Genomic DNA, 17,516 nt, shown 5'->3' on the forward strand with positions numbered 1-17,516 from the left:
CTTTATTCTAAATTCATTTGCCAACAACTTTTACGCCTTTTTTCCAGACGGTTTGCACATGATTGACGCCGAATAAGTATTGCAGTTCTTGGTAATTTGAAATACTCCAAAGCACGACATCGCCTTGCTTTCCAACTTCAAGCGAGCCAGTGTTATTTTCCATTTGTATTGCGCATGCTGCGTTATAAGTCGCCGCTGTTAAAGCTTCGGCTGGCGTGAGTCGCATTGAAATACAGGCCAAATTCATGACAAGCGGCATGGATGTTGTTGGGGATGATCCTGGGTTACAGTCTGTTGAAATTGCGACAGGTACCCCTTCGTCAATCATTTTACGCCCCTGTGCCGCTTCTTCTCGGAGGAATAAAGCCGTTGCTGGTAATAAACAAGCGATTGTTCCGGCTTCAGCCATTGCTTTTATGCCATCATCGGATGCTTTCAATAAATGCTCTGCCGAAATCGCGCCTACTTTTGCAGCTAGTTCTGCACCGCCATATGGTTCAATTTCATCCGCGTGAATTTTAGGTATTAAACCGAGCTTTTTCCCCGCTCCTAAAATACGTTCCGATTGCTCAGGTGTAAATACACCAACTTCGCAAAAGACGTCATTGAAGACGGCGAGTTTTTCATCCGCAACGGCTGGCAGCATTTCGTTGATAATGAGGTCGACAAATTCTTCTTCGCGCCCCTTATAATCTGTGGGAACAGCATGCGCGCCCATAAACGTTGGAACGAGATCTATCGGGTGCTCGTTTTGAAGTCGTTTCATGACACGAAGCTGTTTGAGTTCATTCTCCAAATCCAGTCCGTATCCGCTTTTCCCTTCAACTGTCGTTACACCGTGATGTAAAAATGAATCGAGTCGCTTCTTAGATTGCTCGACAAGTTCATCTTCTGTCGCTTCCCGCGTCATTCGAGTCGTTGCATGAATTCCGCCGCCAGCATTCATGATGTCCATATAGGTTGCGCCTTCTAGCCGCATTTCGAATTCACGTTCGCGACTCCCCCCGTACGCGACATGTGTATGTGGGTCGACCAGTCCCGGTGTGACGAGATGTCCGGTTGCGTCTGTAATGTCGGCTTCGTGCGCACGATCTTTGTATTTAGCTTCAAGTTCCTCTGTTGTTCCAACTGCTTTTATTACCCCATCTTCTATCCAAATACTACCGTCTTCGATGATTGATAAGTCATTCATCGCGTCTTTAATTCTCGGCCCTTCTAAGCTTTGAGTGAGTGTTGCGAGTTGTGATGCGTGTTTTATCCAAACAATTGATTTCATTTTTGTTCCACTCCTTTAGCCATCATCGGAATGTTGACGCCTTTTTCGCGTGCTGTTTTTTCTGCAAGATCATACCCCGCATCAACATGGCGAACAATCCCCATTCCAGGATCAGTTGTCAATACACGTTCAATTCGTGCTTCCGCTTCTTTCGTTCCATCTGCAACGATGACCATGCCTGCATGAATGGAATAGCCCATGCCGACACCGCCACCGTGATGAACAGAAACCCATGTTGCCCCACCGACCGCGTTGATCATTGCATTTAAAATCGGCCAGTCGGCAACTGCGTCTGAACCGTCTTTCATAGACTCCGTTTCACGGTTTGGCGATGCGACTGAACCCGAGTCAAGATGATCGCGTCCGATAACAATCGGTGCTTTTAATTCGCCCGAAGCGACCATGTCGTTAATAATTTTTCCGAAACGAGCACGTTCGCCGTACCCAAGCCAACAAATTCTGGAAGGCAGTCCTTGGAATTCGATTTTCTTCTGCGCCATGCGAATCCAATTGCATAAATGTTTGTTATCGCTGAATTCGCGTAAAATGACTTCATCTGTTTTATAAATGTCTTCGGGATCACCCGATAATGCAACCCAACGAAACGGTCCTTTGCCCTCACAAAACTGCGGACGTATATACGCGGGAACAAATCCTGGAAAATCGAATGCGCGTGAAACGCCTTCATCTTTTGCGACTTGGCGAATATTATTGCCGTAGTCAAATGTGATGGCACCCAGGTCCATCATTGCAAGCATCGACTCAACGTGACTGGCCATGGAAGCTTTTGACTTCTTTACATATTCTTTGGGATTTTCATTGCGAAGTTTTGCTGCATCTTCCAGCGACATGCCAGACGGAATATAGCCGTTTAATGGATCATGTGCTGATGTTTGATCTGTAAGTACGTCTGGAATGAAACCACGGGCAATCATTTCAGGTAAAATATCTGAGGCATTCCCCAAAAGACCAATCGACAACGCTTTCCCACTGGCTTTAGCTTCCTCCGCTAAACGAATCGCTTCATCTAAAGAGTCCGTTTTCACATCCGTGTAGCGCGTTTCGATGCGGCGGTCAATCCGTGTTTCATCGACTTCTATACCGATACAAACGCCGCCTGCCATTGTAACCGCGAGTGGTTGCGCTCCGCCCATACCACCGAGGCCGGCAGTTAATGTAATCGTTCCTTTTAGCGACTCACCGAAATGTTGTTTCGCGAGTTCAGCAAACGTTTCATAAGTTCCTTGTACAATTCCTTGAGAACCGATATAGATCCAGCTTCCCGCGGTCATTTGTCCGTACATCATTAAGCCTTTTTTATCGAGCTCATGGAATGTTTCCCAATTCGCATACGCGGGAACGAGATTCGAGTTTGCGATTAATACTTTTGGTGCATCAGTATGTGATTTGAATATCGCAACCGGCTTGCCAGATTGTACAAGTAAAGTTTCATCATTTTCAAGTTCTTTCAGTGAACGAACGATTGCATCAAACGACGCCCAATTGCGTGCCGCTTTTCCAATTCCGCCGTAAACGACAAGTTCATCTGGATGTTCAGCGACTTCTTCGTCTAGATTATTCATCAACATGCGAAGTGCCGCTTCTTGTTGCCATCCCTTCGTATTCAATTCAGGACCCCGGTACCTAATTATTTTTTCAGATGCTTTCCCCATTATGAATCCCCCCTACTATGTTCTAACTCTATCTTACATGACGAAAACGCTTTTAAAATGATTATTGCGAAAGTTTAGTCTGTGCTAACAGTGCGCTGTATCAGTGTGGTAAAGCATTTTCGATGAAATACTTGTGGTTTTGGTTGGTTTTGATTTGCTTGCAGATGGGGGGCGTTTGCTTGCACTTATCTATGATTTGCTTGCACTCAATTGCTGTTTCCTTGCACATGAGGACCATTTGCTTGCATTAAATGGATTTTGCTTGCAAGTCGGGACTTTTGTACTCCCATCATCGTTTATAAACACAACAATCTATTAAAATAAAACACAAAAAAGTTCCACGGATTTTTCTTTACCGTGGAACCCCTTGTCAACTCGTTATTTAATTTTAATTTTCGCTTTCCCCTCAATATAGGTTGGATAGCCATCTAAATTCAATTTAATTGGATTTTCAAAAACATCATCGGGTAACTCAAGCGATAATTCGATATGTTCATGAGAATTGTGAGAAAAACCACTAGAAATTATAACAAACTCCTTCCCAGACGCATCCGTTATCGTCGAAAAAGGATGATAGTGATAGCCTTCTTCTCCGCGCAATTCAATATTAATAAATCTTCCGTTCACTGTTAATTTGCTAAATCGATTATCTTTTGGTTGTTGTAAAATTTCTTCATTGTCAGTATCGATTAGGATAAATGCTTCCTCCTTATCCATCGCCATTAATTTATTGAATTGAAGATACAGCGAATTAGGTTCTTCAAAGTAATTGCTTTGCAAATAATATATATTCGCATTCTCATTTTCTGTACCAGATTTCGTAACTCCATTATTAATAGAGGTCCATGTTTCACCTTTTTCATCGACTAATCGTAAATCTTCAAAGCCGAAAACCTTCTTTGTATTTGCTGGATCTTCACTGATATGGATGGCTACTTTTAAAGGTGACACTTCAATTTGCTTTACTATAATTTTTTGCCCATCAATTAAAAATGTTTCGTTCAACGAGTAACGAGTAGTAGGCGCTCTCACTTTATCCACTGCGAAAGGAATACTGAAATCAACTGATCTTTGTTCAGACTCTGCAGTTGTTTTAAAAATAAACTCGTGCTCATTCAAGGTAATGTCTTCTTTAAATCGAATCGTGATCTTTGCCGTTTGATCGGAACCTTTTGCATCAGCGTCTAAGTTCGTTTCCGAACCTAGGGTCATCCTGAAATTCCTTCCCTGGTTATCTGTTACATCTGATTTACTTAATTGAAATTGTTCATTTTTTCCGGCTCCCTTTATTGTGTAGAATAGTACCATTTCAAATTCATCCGCCAATACACCATCAAGCGTTAGCGTTACACCGTCTTTTTCAGTTGAAATATTTAGTTCCTGATAATATTCGTTTTCAATCGCACTTGCCAACCCTTTATCATCGCGAATAAATTCCACAAACTTTTCCATTCCAGGAATTGAGGCTACTGCATTAGCCATTACCGGAGAAACACGGATAGAGGTTACTAATGTTAAGAAAAGAATAGCAGCAACAACAATCGACCAGATTCCACGTTTGACATATAAACGTTGTCGTTTCACAGGACGAGTATTTTGCGCACGCTGAAATCCTTTTTTAATCGCATCTTCCAATAAATCATCCGCGACTTTTATTTGTTCAATATCATTCTTCCACTTTTCTAATTTTGCCTCTTCTTTTCTAAACACGGCGTATCCCACCTTTCTCCTCAAAATAGGATTTCAGTATTCCAAGTGTTTTATAAAGCCTAGTTTTGACCGTGCTTTCCGGAGTTGCTTTCATTTCTGCAATATCTTTAATTTTAATTTCATTGAGATAGCGCATATAAATAAGTTCACGTTGTTCTTCGGATAATAATTTCATGGCATCTTCAATTTCAAGATAAGTATAGTCATCACTGATTCCGTATTGGAAAAGAGGTTCTTCATCAAATACAATTCTTTTTTGTTTCTTTAATACATCCCGACAATAATTCATCATAATCCGAATGAGCCACGTTTTCGTGTATTCAGGATTGCGCACCGTACTAATTTTTTCATATGCGCGGAATGTCACTTCTTGTATGGCCTCGAGTGCTTCTTTTTCATTTTTTAAATAAGCGAGCGCAGTCTTGAATAGCGCTTCTCTGTGGGCGAACATCAATTCAAGAAAAGCCGCATCATTCCCATCAATCGCTTTCTTCGCCAATTCTATGTCAGTCAAGACTCCACCTCCACCCTCTTATACATTAGACAGATGTAAACTGAAAAAGTTTTAAAATAATAAATGTCCAATCGTTGCCTATTATTGTCGCATACACTAGGGGGAATCGCCTGGAAGGAGAGAATTTTAATGGTAAACAGAGGCTCAGAAGAATTTGACGCAGAACAATGGTATCCAAGGCTGCCAGATGGATATGACGGGCAAGATATGTTTGAACAGGGAAGCTATGGATTTTCACCTGGTTATGGGATGCCGGGCTATCCAATGGGGCAAGGCGGGTACGGATATGAAATGCCTGGTAACCCATATGGGCAAGGAATGACTGGATTTTCACCGGGGCAAGGAAGACCTGGTTTTCCACCGGGGACAGGAGGACCTGGTTTCCCGCCGGGGCAAGGAAGACCTGGTTTTCCACCAGGGCAAGGAGGACCTGGATTCCCACCAGGGCAAGGCGGACCACCTGGTTTTCCACCGGGGCAAGGCGGACCCGGATTTCCACCAGGGCAAGGCGGACCACCTGGATTTCCACCAGGACAACAACAAGGTTCCCAGCCTCCAAGATCAGCACCACCTAGTACAACGCCAACTTATCCTAGTACGCAACTATTCGCGGTAGATCCTGGTGCAATTAGAGGTTGCTTATACCGTTACACTTACGTCTGGCTTTCAAGAAGACAGGGATTCTGGTTTTACCCAGATTTTGTCGGTCGGAGATCGGTCTCGGGTTGGAGATGGCGCAGCAGACAAAGAAGATGGGAATACACGGGAATTGACCTAGACAAAATAGATAGATTTAGCTGCTTTTAAAGATAATAAAAGAACAAGAACAACCCCAGTTACATTTCATAATGTGACTGGGGTCTTATTTTTTCATATGTTTTCTTTTCATTTAATTGCAATGCTATTTTGGTCGCTTCGCTCATCGTAAGACTTTCAAAACCATATTGTTTATTTAAACTTGCAACCAACTCTAATATTTCCGTTAAAAATAGCATATTCTCCTTAATGTCTTTACCGAAATTATGAGGATGCCACCAGAGATGGTACACTTCTCCATTTTGCGCTGCATGTATAAGACTTTTCTTAATTCGACGCAAGCGTAGTTTTTCAAAACTTTTCAATTTCGGTTCATAGGGTCTCAAAAATCGACTGGATGCTAAATTAATAATTGGCTCTTTCCCTACTTTTTTAAGCCGATACGTATTATGTCCCGTAATATTAACATAACAATCGACTAATCGAAGCAACCTTTTCAAAGGGCTTTCCTTATGAAATTTACTCTCCTTGTAAATCCAACTTTTTTCATTTCCTCTGAAACTTTCAATCCCATGTTTTTGGCAAATAGGAAGATAAGCTTTATTGAGTTGGTTTCTTGGAAATACAATCGACATTGCCTGCCGATCAAATTCAGCACTAACCTTTAAAGCTGCTACCAGGTCTGCCTCAAATTCGTTCGCTGTCTGCCCCTCTTCCAAACAATAATAATGTGAAAAAGTATGCGTCGAAATTTCTTGCTCCTCGTAACGGCTAATCTTTTTCAGCAATGATTGTCCATAGTGAAATGGATCTTGTTCTTCATTCTCCCCAATATTTTCAAGTTTTCCATACGGAGAAAATTCTAGGTTCTTATAACTTGGGAGAGTCGAGGGCAAATTTTTCAAAAGCTCCTCTTTATTTTGAAAAAATAGCATTCCGACCGTCGCCCATGTTGCGCGGATTCCAAAGTCGTCAAAGAGTCCAAGCATTTTATCGATTGCTTCGCGTGTGCCCAGTAAATTTTCTTCATATTGCTCTAATGTGAATACATCGTGGACACCCCAGTTTAATTCGAAATCAAGCGAGATGATGAAGGTTCCGTGTTTTCTCATTGGATTTCTCTGGCAGTGGCCAAAGCCATTTTCCAGTTCCTCATTTGTAACACCAACGACCCCATAATTGAATTTGCTTCATATCCCCAATAGACTGGCACGACTTCTCCGCCAAATCCAAGCTTAAATCTACGGATATTATCGTCGTAGCTAAGCCCACCCATATCATATAATTTATATCCCTTTTCTTTAAATAATAAAATACATTTCCACACCAGATAACGATTGGCTTGACTTAGCATTTTTTTCAACTCGGGGCTATCTGCCATTCGAAAGTGGGATGCGGAATATAAATTCATCGTGAACGTTCCGTCTAGAATATACACACGGTAACAAAAAACGCCTTCGTCTTTATCTTTCATATAAGTAAGCAATAAGGCATTTTTCTCGCGGAGTAGTTTCATCGTTTTCATGTGAAATGAATTGCATGAATGCGTTTTTTTATTCTTAGCAAATTGATTGTAAAACTTTTGAAATTCTAATAGATCATGGTCCGTTGGATTCTCGATTACAACATGTTCCAACCCCTGTTCTTCGGCTCGTCTAATTTGTCTTCTAGTTGTCTTATGCATATCCATTAACAATTCATTCTCATCTTTTGTTAAATCAAACTGAAGTGTTTCCAATGTCCTTAGATTATTCTTCGGAACAAACGAGTGTGAAAATGCCTTTACATGCGCGGTTGAATCATATTCAAAATCCTTATTGGCAAAATAAATATTTTGGATCTTTACATTCAATACTTTTCTTTCAATTGAAATCATATAGAACACCCCGATTCTCTTTCATTCTGTAACATGATATTTCTTAAACCCAAAATAAGTTTTTTTGAAAACTTGTTTGCTTACAGAAAACCCTACTTCTTCCAATAGTGCCTTTTCATTTTTTGCTCCTTCTTCAATCGCAACATATACAGTTCTCGCTTTGCTATTATTTTTAACAGAGGAACAAATAGCTGATAAGTTGCCTTCATTCCAGTTTTTAAAGTAAACCGAACTCTTTTTAAACTGTTCAAGATACGAAATCCTATCAATTCGAAGCACTTTGTCATTTGTCCAAAAAATATTTTCATAGGCTAAATCATCTTTTGGATAATAGCCTTTATAGCCCCCATACATTTTCCTGCAAATATCTTTCAAATGAGTGCTAACAATTAGGGGACATTTCATTGCGTCATTTATCGTTAACTCGATGAATTCTTCGGAATCGGGTAAATCTGGAACGTTTTTCTTTTCCATTTTATAGACTAGGTAACGTTCATTTTCATAAAAGTATTTTCGAACTCGTGTAAAAAAGGAGATGACTTCGGAACGAGCACCTTTAGACTCCGATTTAAACATGTTTTTAATAATGAAAAGGAATTTTCCAATCGTGTTTCGTATAAATAAAACAAGCTTATGATTTTCTTTAAGTTTCTCAACAAATGATTCCTTTGCAGTCGCAATATACCGCATAACTTTTGCGGCCATTGTATTAGATGAAAATATCATTCTTCTTGTATAATCCAGATGTGTATTCCATTCAAATTTATATGTTTCATACCCTATGCTCAGATCAAAAACGCGTTCATTGCCGTTTTTACATTGCAAAATCTTTTCTTTTTCAAGGATTCTCCCTGGACTAAACGTTTCAAAATCATCATCATATCCCAAGACATATCCTAAATATCTTCCACGACAATTAAAGCCATAATTAAATGCAATCATCGTATCATTAATGTACAAAGAATCAATTTGAGTTTTAAAAGCACCACTTGTAATCTTTGCAAGACTACGGTAAAACTCTTTTTCTTTTTCATTCGTAAATCCACTTGTATCACGCTTTTTTTTCCATCGCTTGTCATGAAGCTTAAACATGTAATCCATTTCCTCATGGCTACTGCGTAAAAACTCTACTTTCCCATTTTCAATTAACCGTCTTTCTCTTCGATCAAGCCGATGTAGTCTGCGTCTTTTCTTCATGTATTCCTCTAGTTTAATCTTTTTCAAATCAATATATGGAGTAATAACACGATGAACTGAAAAGTTTGTATTTCGACTTTGCAAATACTTTTCCAAACTTGCAGGTGTACGACTGCTTTCCAATAACCCATGTAAATAGAAAACAACGTTCTTTTTCGTGCGAATAATTTCGTCTAAAACAAAATTAATGGAGTCATCTAGCACATCATCATAAGCGACAACATCCATATAGTTTGCTTGACCGAACGACATAAAAAAGCATTTGTATCCTAGCAAACCTTTTTCAAACACAAATGGGAAAAAAGCAACAGGCTTTCCATCTATATGGACGCCAATAATTTCAACCTGCACATTCCTCCCTAAATGCCTCCACCATTCATTCACCCAGTCGAATTCAATAAACGGGTTTGTATTATTATTCACTTCCAATATTTGGGACCAGTCACTTCGATATTCTTCAAATAGATCATGAGATGTAATACGTAACAGTTCCATGTTTTTACCCACCCCTAATTCCATCAATGCCGATTCAAATTTTAAAACACATATAATTCATCATTGATAATGTCGTTTAATTTCTCCCTTTTTCTTGCCAATTCAAACTTTTTTCCATCCTGCACGATAATAGGCGGCCTTTCCTTAATAAAAGGAGGATCAAAAACAATCGTGTAGGCACCGACATTATTGAATATTAAAAAGTCACCTGGTACCGGCAAATCTCCTGCATGATCAATAGCCAAATAATCTTTTTCCATACATGTGTACCCAACGACATTGAACTTCTCATGTTGATAAATCCCCGTACTTTTTTTCACATGAGCCATTGGCATATTTTTCGTATGCATCGTCGGTTTGATATTATGAACGCTTCCTTTTACAAGAACAAAATAGTCATTTTGATTTTTCTTCACATCCATGACGACACAATAAAACTTAAATGTATCAACGACTAAAGCTAAGCCTGGCTCAATAATCAATAATGGATCCTCTGTAAAATGCACTTTCTCTTTATTCATTATTGAACAAATTGCATTGGCATAATCATCAAACGAAGGCACATCCTGAGTACTGATAGACTTTGGAACATTCCCATAGAAGCCTCCGCCGACATCAATATATTCAAGTGTATCGGCTACATACATCTTTGCGAGATCGCATAGTTTTTGCGTTATTTTCCTATAGACGTTCACACTTCTCGTGCTTGTAGAGAAATGGCCGTGTAATCCAACTATTTTAATATTGGGCTCACTTTGCAACTCGGATATCGCGTTTTCAAAACTTCCATTTTCCACACAAAAGCCAAACCGACTTTGCTCATATTTATTTTGAAGCGGATTATCTCCATCGACAGTTAAATCAAAACTAACACGTAATCCTACTTTGACTTGGCTTTGTGGATTTTCGTTTAAATATCTTTTCACTTTTCCAATCTCGTAAAAAGAATCCAAATTAATAATACTGTTCCCATCCAAAGCCAATGCTATATCCTCATACTTTTTAAAGGGTCCATTAAAAATAATATCTTCAGAATTTACCCCTATCTTAAGGGCAAGATCATATTCCAATCTAGAAACAACTTCAGCATATGCACCCAATGACGATAATTCCTTAATCAATGCCGGCACATAATTCGTTTTATATGAATATCCAACGGTTATTTTGTCATATCTGCTTTTGAAGGATGTAAATAGACTCGAATAATTTTTTCTTAACTGCTCTATGTCAAAAACATAGAAAGCTTCTCCATATAACTCCCTAAGTGAGTTAAGAATTTCTTGGTGCGACAAGTTATCCTTACTACTAGGAAATTTTATCACCAATCTTAATCGACTCCATCCATGCTTTATTCGCCAAATACCATTCAATCGTTTTTTCAATACCTTGTTCAAATGTAAAAGCAGGCGTCCATTCCAGTTCCCTACTAATTTTTGAATTATCAATGGCATATCTTTGATCGTGGCCTAGACGATCCTCCACAAATTCAATTAAACTTTCATTCTTTTGCAGCAGAGCTAATATTATTTTCACGATTTCAATATTTTTCTTTTCATTATTTCCGCCTATATTATAAACTTCTCCTATTTCGCCTTTGTGAAGGACCCTATCTATCGCCAAACAATGATCTTCAACATAGAGCCAATCTCGTACCTGGTTTCCATCGCCGTAAATCGGAATTGGTTCGTTTTTCAGTGCTCGTTCTATAATCAGTGGGATTAATTTCTCAGGGTATTGGTAAGGGCCATAATTATTTGAACATCTGGTTATCAATACAGGGATCCCAAACGTTGCGTTATAAGCTCTAACAATCATATCTGCAGATGCTTTGGAAGCTGAATAGGGACTATTTGGCGCAAGGTTTGTCTCCTCAGTGAAAAAGCCCTCTTCTCCCAATGTTCCGTATACTTCGTCCGTAGATATTTGTATAAATTTGACACCAGTTTTATATTCACGGCAATTGGGATTCAGTGAATTGACCTTCCAATGACTCTTTGACACTTCGAGTAAATTCTCCGTTCCAAGCACGTTTGTTTCAAAAAAGATTGACGGATTTTCAATGCTTCGGTCTACATGCGACTCTGCAGCGAAATTAATGACAGTTTGAATGTCATAGTCATGGAATATTTGATTAACTAACTCTTTATCATTAATATTTCCGTGCACAAAATGATAATTAGGTTTATGTGCAATATCGTTCAAATTGTTCAAATTTCCCGCATAAGTCAATTGATCAAGATTGACAATCGTGTAATTGTAAGTTGAAAGCATATAGCGAATGAAATTGGCTCCGATAAATCCAGCGCCACCAGTGACTAATATATTCATAATGACCCCTTCCCATTGACATAGTCCCTTTGCATACGTCAGCTATATGCGAATGAACTAAATGATTTTTTGGATTTAGCAACTTCTACTAAATATTTTCCGTAATCTGTTTTCATTAACGGCTTCGCAAGCTGCAATAATTGTTCTTTAGAAATATAATCTCTCCGGTATGCAATTTCTTCTATACAAGATACATATAGCCCCTGCCGTTTTTGAATCGCTTCAACAAAGTTTGATGCTTCCAGTAAAGACTCATGAGTCCCCGTATCTAACCAGGCTAATCCTCTTCCCATAATTTCCACTTTAAGTTCACTGCGTTGGAGATATTCATTAATGACACAGGTAATTTCTACTTCTCCACGGGAGGAGGGCCGTACTTGTTTCGCAAAATCAACAACGCGGTTATCAAAGAAATATAAACCTGGAACAGCATAAGAAGATTTTGGTTTTACCGGTTTTTCTTCAATTGATATTGCATGATAATTCTCATCTACTTCTACAACCCCATAAGCTTGTGGATCTCTAACGAAACAACCGAATATCGTTGCGCCGGACTCAAGTAAGGCTGCCTTTTGTACACGATTCCCAAAATCAGATCCATAAAAAATATTATCCCCAAGTACAAGCGCAACGGTAGAATCTCCGATGAATTCTTCTCCAACGATAAATGCCTCTGCAAGTCCGCTGGGTTCGTATTGAATTTCATAGTGCAATTCAATCCCCATTTTGCTGCCATCTCCCAATAAATCTTGAAACGCAACAATATCTCTTGGAGTTGAAATAATTAAAATTTCTTTTATGCCAGCGAGCATTAATACAGATAACGGATAGTAAATCATAGGCTTATCAAACACCGGCAACATCTGTTTCGAAATCGATTTCGTTAGTGGGTATAAGCGAGTTCCCGATCCCCCAGCTAATATGATTCCTTTCATATCGTTATCATCCTTTTTGAAGTAACATTTTTGGTAGTAGATAGCTCCTCAAGAATTTCACAAATATGATTTACGATTTCAATGTCTAGCCCGCCATAAAAAGGCATTGCTAGAACTTCATTAACAGTCTTCTGTGCTTGTGGTAAATTTTGAGGTCGTGCAGAAGCAAGATGCGAATACCAATGGAAATCACTACATAATGGATAAAAGTATTTTCGTGTGAAAACAGAATATCCTTTTAACTTTTCATGAATGGTATCTCTTGAATGACCGAACTCACCTTCATCGATTTCAATTACAAAATATTGATAACTACTTTCTACACCTTCGAGAGTGGTTAATACCCTAATCCCGGGGAGTTTTGCTAATCTCAATTCATACTGTTTTTTGATTTTATGCCTTGCCAATCTTTCAACTTCCACTAGTTTCAGTACTTCGATGCCCACAGCCGCCTGAATTTCATTCATCTTAGCGTTTAACCCGGACAACAGGACTTCTTCTTGATTGGCGATACCAAAATTCTTTAGCTGGTCGAGTATCTGTTTTAAACTTTTGTCTTTGAAAACTAGTGCGCCACCTTCGACCGTATTAAATAATTTTGTCGCATGGAAACTAAACATCGTCATATCTCCAAAGTTGCTAATTGGTTTTCCCGCTATTTCAGCTCCAAATGAGTGAGCGCCATCGTAAATAACTTTCAAATTATACTTATCAGCGATTGTTTGAATCGCCAGGACATCACATGGATTCCCAAAAACATGCACACCAAGAATAGCGCTCGTTTTTTCTGTTATTAAAGCTTCAATCTTTGTTGCGTCTATTGTCAGTGTTTCTGGTTCTATATCGCAAAAGACCGGCGTCAAACCATTCCAATCAAGTGCTTGTACAGTCGCCGGAAAAGTAAACGGAGTTGTAATCACTTCACCTTCAAGCTCTAATGCCTTTAACCCTAAAAGTAAAGCCAATGTTCCGTTGTTAAATAATGATAAATTCTCTGCGCCTAGGTAATCGGTTAATTGGCTTTCCAATTTTTGATGTTGAATACCATTATTTGTTATCCATTGGCTGCCCCATATTTCTGCTAACTTTTCATGCATTTTTTCAAGTGTAGGCAGTAATGGTCTAGTTACATGGATCGATTCTCGAATATTATTATTCATCGTATAAACCTCCGTCTACTTCAACTATTTTCAAGATAGTATGAGAGAAGCTATTTTTTGATCATCAATAATTTCAATATTCTTATAACCAACAATCCCGGGTTTTCCGGCCAATAATGTGTCACAAACAAATTCATCATTCAACCACATAACAATCGCCTTTGGAAGATTCACACCCGCCAGATGACTAAATGGATATCCCCCACCAAATCTTGCGTTCATTTCCAAAACATACGGAATCTCATTGACAATAAAGGCATCTACATCAAGATTTCCAATATGCTTTAACTGATTGCTCAACTTTTCACCCATCCTACTTAAACGAGAATCCGTAATCGTTTCTGCACGATCTGTTTCACCAGAGCGCATCGCAATCTTTTTCTTAATGCACGTTACTTTGTAATTTCCATTAAGATCATTGATTACATCCAAACCGTATTCTTGCCCTTTTAATTTTTCTTGGATCACTACGCAATTCTCAATGTTTTGCTGTGATTCAAATGAAAGGTACGTAGATAGGATGTTTCTTTTCGTCTTATTAAATAGAACTTCCAATTCATTTCGATTTTCAACTTCAAAAATTGAAATTGACCCCATGCCCCATCTTGGCTTTATGATTAATGGAAAACTAACTACATTTTTTCTTAACGCTTCTAATGCATCGTTTACAGAAAGAAATGTTTCCGGCGTTTTGAAGCCATTCAGCTGTAAATAATTAAAAGTTAACCATTTGTCATTACATATTGTAATGACTTCTTTCCTTGACACAATAACCTTTACGCCAATCTCATCAAATCTTGATATATGATTTGCAAGAACTGGTAAATCGATATCAAATAAGGGAATTATTGCATCAATATCTTGATCCAAACAATACTTGAGTAAAAATGGAATGTAATCTTCTGAATGGATTAAGGGCGTAACCACAGATTGATCTCCATTTTTCATCGCGGGGGAATTCGGCGAACTATTTGCAACATGAATCTCTCCGGCGTTTCCTACGGCTTCCTTAAAATAGTTCACTAAGTAGCCTCTTCTACCAGCTGAAGTCAATAGAATATTCATTTATTCCCTCCTACATTTTTCTCAGAATTAATAAAAGTGCTACTCGGACTCTAGATATAGATCCGACTAGAAATTGAGAAATTGCTTCAAATTCTTCTACTTTGGCAAGTTTGCAAATGATTGTATAAATCGCAATCCCAAACACAATTTGGCAACTTAATATTATGAAGTTGCTAAACGGCAGTGCTTCACCTAATAGGAAAACTGCAACTCCCATGATGATTGAATACACAAATACCGGTAATAGATCTTTCATTTGCTCTATAGCTGAATAGGCTATTTCCCTAGCTGAAAAATACGTATTTATGAATAGTGAAATATAGGAATTGGCTACTGCTGCACCGATCAAACCCATAATTCCAAATCCGAGCCACAAGGACAAAGCGATAAGAACCGTCAAAACCGCTTTTTTTATTATTTCTAGCCTTAAAAATAAATCTGATCTGCCTTTAACTTGAAGTATATTTAGGTTAATTGCGTGCAGAGGATACAACATACCCGCTAAGCAAAGGAATTGGAAATATACGACAGAAGGAAGCCATTTATCTCCCAATAACAGACTAAAAAGCGGTACCGCAATTGCCGCTAAACCAATCAATAATGGAAAATTAATAAATGCCGACATTCGTATAATTTTTCTGAATCCGGATTTCAAACGTCTTTCATCGTCTTGAATGCTACTAAGGACTGGGTATGATACTCGTTGAACCGCTGCCGCAATAGATTGAGATGCTAGATCCCGAATTTTAATAGCATTTGTATAAAACCCTAATTGTGTCGTCGAATACATCCTGCCGATAATTAAGAAGTACAAATTATTGTAAAATGTTTCGATTAACCCTGACAAAAGAAGCTTATAGCCAAATTTGAAAAACTTTTTGAATGACTTGATGTTGAATTTCAACGAAGGTATCCATCTGTTAAACAACCAAAAAAGAGTCACTTGTAAGAATTGCATAGAAAGGATATTGATCACGAGGCTCCATACACCGAAACCCATTAATGCAAAAATAATGGTTATCGATCCGGATATAATCACTGCAATAATGCTGACTTTAGTAATTGTTTTAAAATCAACTTTCTTTACCAGCATCACTTTTTGAATAATCCCCAATGAATTAATAATTAATACGACAGAAAGCGTTCTTATTATTGTTATTAATTCAGGTTCTAGAAAAAATGCACTTATTATTGGGGCTAAGAAATAAAGAATGATATACAACAAAATTGCTATCAGTAAATTAAAGTAAAATACTGTTGAATAATCCTCTTGAGTTGTTCCCTGATCGCGTATCAACGCTTGCGTAAAACCACTGTCTACAATCGATTCGGAAAGTGCGATAAATACAATAATCATCCCGATAACTCCGAAGTGTTCCGGTAATAATAGTCTCGCAAGAATAATCTGGATAATAAATTGGATTCCATGATTTGCTGATAGATCAACAAAACTCCAAAACAAGCCAACCATTGTTTTCCGTTTTAACGATGTAGATTCTTTCATATGATTTCTCCTAGTGTTTTTAACATCAAAAAACTATCTCATATTTATCTCTTTCTTTATTGACGAATGAGGCTTCCGCTTTACGAAGTTAAACTTCACGTCTTTATAATTCGCTAACCTCATGAAGTAGTTTGGATAATTACATCGAATAAATATTTTCGTCTTCACTTTTAACCTATATAACTTTGAATAATTATTGAACTTCGATTCTTTTTGTTCTGCAACTTCTCGCTTCAGAACAAGTACTTCAAACTCTAGTTTTAGCTTCACCTTATCAATTTCATTACGATACTCGTAATTCGTGTACGAATTAAAACCATCCAAAAGTTCAATTATACCTTCATTTACATTGGTCACATTCTTCCTGACATCAGTACTATTTGTCATACGGTCAGTCCAAGATCCTTTGACCCCACTTCTATAGGCCGACATAACTTCATTGAAATAATAGGTATAACCTTTACTCGCAAGTATCATTTGCATTGGGTAATCGCCAATAGGTGCATTCAGGTAAAAGTCTGGTGGATTCTCCATAAAAGATTTTTGATAAACCATAGAACCTGTAGAGAAAAATCCGCCTCCGCGAAGAATAGTGTCTTCAATTGGGCTAATTCCATTAGTTTTATATGGTTTTATAATTCCTGCTGCTTGTTTGTTGGGGGCTTTAATTATTTCAGATGCATGAAAAGTCATACTACAGTCCGGGTGTTCAACCATATAATCTACTTGTTTTTGCAATTTATATGGGTCAGTCCAATAATCGTCCCCTTCACATTCCGCTATATATTTCCCTCTACTATTTTCTAAAAGCCTAATTGAATTCTTCCTCGCCCCTACATTCTTTTCAGAAGTTATGATTCGAATTGTCCCAGGATGCTTTTCAGCGTACCCTTCAACAATCTTTTTTGTATTATCGGTGCTGCAATCTTCTCCAATCAGAATTTCAAAATCAAAGTTTGTTTTTTGCATTAAAAAACTTTCAATTGCATCCGCAATATAATCCTCATGGTTATATGTCGTACAGTTA

The 17,516-nt window shown here is 38.2% G+C and carries 15 protein-coding genes; 1 reads left to right on the forward strand and 14 read right to left on the reverse strand.

Translation table 11 applies throughout. From position 1 onward, the window contains the following. Positions 1–13: 13 nt before the first annotated feature. The 4 genes from hutI to J4G36_RS14870 form a co-directional block, all read right to left on the reverse strand. Positions 14–1,276 (reverse strand): imidazolonepropionase, encoded by a 1,263-nt coding sequence (gene hutI, locus J4G36_RS14855; RefSeq protein WP_210471184.1) that lies wholly within the window; start codon positions 1,274–1,276, stop codon positions 14–16. Next, the gene (hutU, locus tag J4G36_RS14860; RefSeq protein ID WP_210471185.1) at positions 1,273–2,949 is read right to left on the reverse strand and encodes a urocanate hydratase; all 1,677 of its coding nucleotides are present in this window, start codon (positions 2,947–2,949) and stop codon (positions 1,273–1,275) included. Before hutU ends, hutI begins: the two co-directional genes overlap by 4 nt. Positions 2,950–3,327: 378 nt before the next feature. After that, complete coding sequence (locus J4G36_RS14865) at positions 3,328–4,659, reverse strand: DUF4179 domain-containing protein (RefSeq protein WP_210471186.1); 1,332 nt, start codon at positions 4,657–4,659, stop codon at positions 3,328–3,330. Further along, a complete protein-coding gene (locus J4G36_RS14870) occupies positions 4,652–5,173 on the reverse strand; it encodes an RNA polymerase sigma factor (RefSeq protein WP_246880645.1) in 522 nt (173 codons plus the stop codon). Before J4G36_RS14870 ends, J4G36_RS14865 begins: the two co-directional genes overlap by 8 nt. 129 nt (positions 5,174–5,302) lie before the next feature. Here J4G36_RS14870 and J4G36_RS14875 point away from each other — a divergent pair, with 129 nt between their 5' ends. Next, the gene (locus tag J4G36_RS14875) at positions 5,303–5,980 is read left to right on the forward strand and encodes a hypothetical protein (RefSeq protein WP_246880665.1); all 678 of its coding nucleotides are present in this window, start codon (positions 5,303–5,305) and stop codon (positions 5,978–5,980) included. Between the two features lie 29 nt (positions 5,981–6,009). Here J4G36_RS14875 and J4G36_RS14880 read toward each other — a convergent pair whose 3' ends face one another. Genes J4G36_RS14880 through J4G36_RS14925 form a run of 10 tightly spaced genes read right to left on the reverse strand, consistent with a single transcriptional unit; the run spans position 6,010 to position 17,458 of the window. Continuing rightward, positions 6,010–7,041, reverse strand: coding sequence for a polysaccharide deacetylase family protein (locus J4G36_RS14880; RefSeq protein WP_210471187.1), 1,032 nt, complete (start codon positions 7,039–7,041; stop codon positions 6,010–6,012). Next, positions 7,038–7,805 carry a hypothetical protein gene (locus J4G36_RS14885; RefSeq protein WP_210471188.1) on the reverse strand — a complete coding sequence of 256 codons (768 nt, stop codon included), beginning with the start codon at positions 7,803–7,805 and terminating at the stop codon, positions 7,038–7,040. The genes J4G36_RS14880 and J4G36_RS14885 overlap by 4 nt, the downstream gene beginning before the upstream one ends. A gap of 21 nt (positions 7,806–7,826) precedes the next feature. Then, a complete protein-coding gene (locus J4G36_RS14890) occupies positions 7,827–9,497 on the reverse strand; it encodes a GNAT family N-acetyltransferase (RefSeq protein WP_210471189.1) in 1,671 nt (556 codons plus the stop codon). A 41-nt stretch (positions 9,498–9,538) separates the two neighbouring features. After that, the gene (locus tag J4G36_RS14895; protein ID WP_368668793.1) at positions 9,539–10,819 is read right to left on the reverse strand and encodes a type III PLP-dependent enzyme domain-containing protein; all 1,281 of its coding nucleotides are present in this window, start codon (positions 10,817–10,819) and stop codon (positions 9,539–9,541) included. Beyond that, the gene (gene rfbB / locus J4G36_RS14900; protein WP_210471193.1) at positions 10,803–11,825 is read right to left on the reverse strand and encodes a dTDP-glucose 4,6-dehydratase; all 1,023 of its coding nucleotides are present in this window, start codon (positions 11,823–11,825) and stop codon (positions 10,803–10,805) included. The genes J4G36_RS14895 and rfbB overlap by 17 nt, the downstream gene beginning before the upstream one ends. Before the next feature lie 38 nt (positions 11,826–11,863). Then, on the reverse strand, positions 11,864–12,760 hold the full coding sequence (gene rfbA / locus J4G36_RS14905; RefSeq protein WP_210471194.1) for a glucose-1-phosphate thymidylyltransferase RfbA: 897 nt from the start codon (positions 12,758–12,760) through the stop codon (positions 11,864–11,866). Further along, positions 12,757–13,920 (reverse strand): DegT/DnrJ/EryC1/StrS family aminotransferase, encoded by a 1,164-nt coding sequence (locus tag J4G36_RS14910; RefSeq protein ID WP_210471196.1) that lies wholly within the window; start codon positions 13,918–13,920, stop codon positions 12,757–12,759. The genes rfbA and J4G36_RS14910 overlap by 4 nt, the downstream gene beginning before the upstream one ends. Positions 13,921–13,950: 30 nt before the next feature. Beyond that, positions 13,951–14,985 (reverse strand): ATP-grasp domain-containing protein, encoded by a 1,035-nt coding sequence (locus tag J4G36_RS14915; RefSeq protein WP_210471202.1) that lies wholly within the window; start codon positions 14,983–14,985, stop codon positions 13,951–13,953. Positions 14,986–14,995: 10 nt separating this feature from the next. Further along, the gene (locus tag J4G36_RS14920) at positions 14,996–16,489 is read right to left on the reverse strand and encodes a lipopolysaccharide biosynthesis protein (protein ID WP_210471204.1); all 1,494 of its coding nucleotides are present in this window, start codon (positions 16,487–16,489) and stop codon (positions 14,996–14,998) included. A 33-nt stretch (positions 16,490–16,522) separates the two neighbouring features. Continuing rightward, positions 16,523–17,458, reverse strand: a complete 936-nt coding sequence (locus J4G36_RS14925) for a glycosyltransferase (protein WP_246880647.1) — start codon at positions 17,456–17,458, stop codon at positions 16,523–16,525. Positions 17,459–17,516: the final 58 nt, after the last annotated feature.

Origin of the sequence: Sporosarcina sp. 6E9 (assembly GCF_017921835.1) — a bacterium.
Taxonomy (GTDB): Bacteria; Bacillota; Bacilli; order Bacillales_A; family Planococcaceae; genus Sporosarcina.

Bases quoted from the DNA above. Each gene is read 5' to 3' on its own strand.
- J4G36_RS14890 (WP_210471189.1), bottom strand. From the start codon at position 9,497: ATGGAACTGTTACGTATTACATCTCATGATCTATTTGAAGAATATCGA.
- J4G36_RS14920 (WP_210471204.1), bottom strand. From the start codon at position 16,489: ATGAAAGAATCTACATCGTTAAAACGGAAAACAATGGTTGGCTTGTTT.
- rfbA (WP_210471194.1), bottom strand. From the start codon at position 12,760: ATGAAAGGAATCATATTAGCTGGGGGATCGGGAACTCGCTTATACCCA.
- hutI (WP_210471184.1), bottom strand. From the start codon at position 1,276: ATGAAATCAATTGTTTGGATAAAACACGCATCACAACTCGCAACACTC.
- J4G36_RS14880 (WP_210471187.1), bottom strand. From the start codon at position 7,041: ATGAGAAAACACGGAACCTTCATCATCTCGCTTGATTTCGAATTAAAC.
- J4G36_RS14915 (WP_210471202.1), bottom strand. From the start codon at position 14,985: ATGAATATTCTATTGACTTCAGCTGGTAGAAGAGGCTACTTAGTGAAC.
- J4G36_RS14925 (WP_246880647.1), bottom strand. From the start codon at position 17,458: ATGCAAAAAACAAACTTTGATTTTGAAATTCTGATTGGAGAAGATTGC.
- J4G36_RS14875 (WP_246880665.1), top strand. From the start codon at position 5,303: ATGGTAAACAGAGGCTCAGAAGAATTTGACGCAGAACAATGGTATCCA.
- rfbB (WP_210471193.1), bottom strand. From the start codon at position 11,825: ATGAATATATTAGTCACTGGTGGCGCTGGATTTATCGGAGCCAATTTC.
- J4G36_RS14910 (WP_210471196.1), bottom strand. From the start codon at position 13,920: ATGAATAATAATATTCGAGAATCGATCCATGTAACTAGACCATTACTG.
- hutU (WP_210471185.1), bottom strand. From the start codon at position 2,949: ATGGGGAAAGCATCTGAAAAAATAATTAGGTACCGGGGTCCTGAATTG.
- J4G36_RS14885 (WP_210471188.1), bottom strand. From the start codon at position 7,805: ATGATTTCAATTGAAAGAAAAGTATTGAATGTAAAGATCCAAAATATT.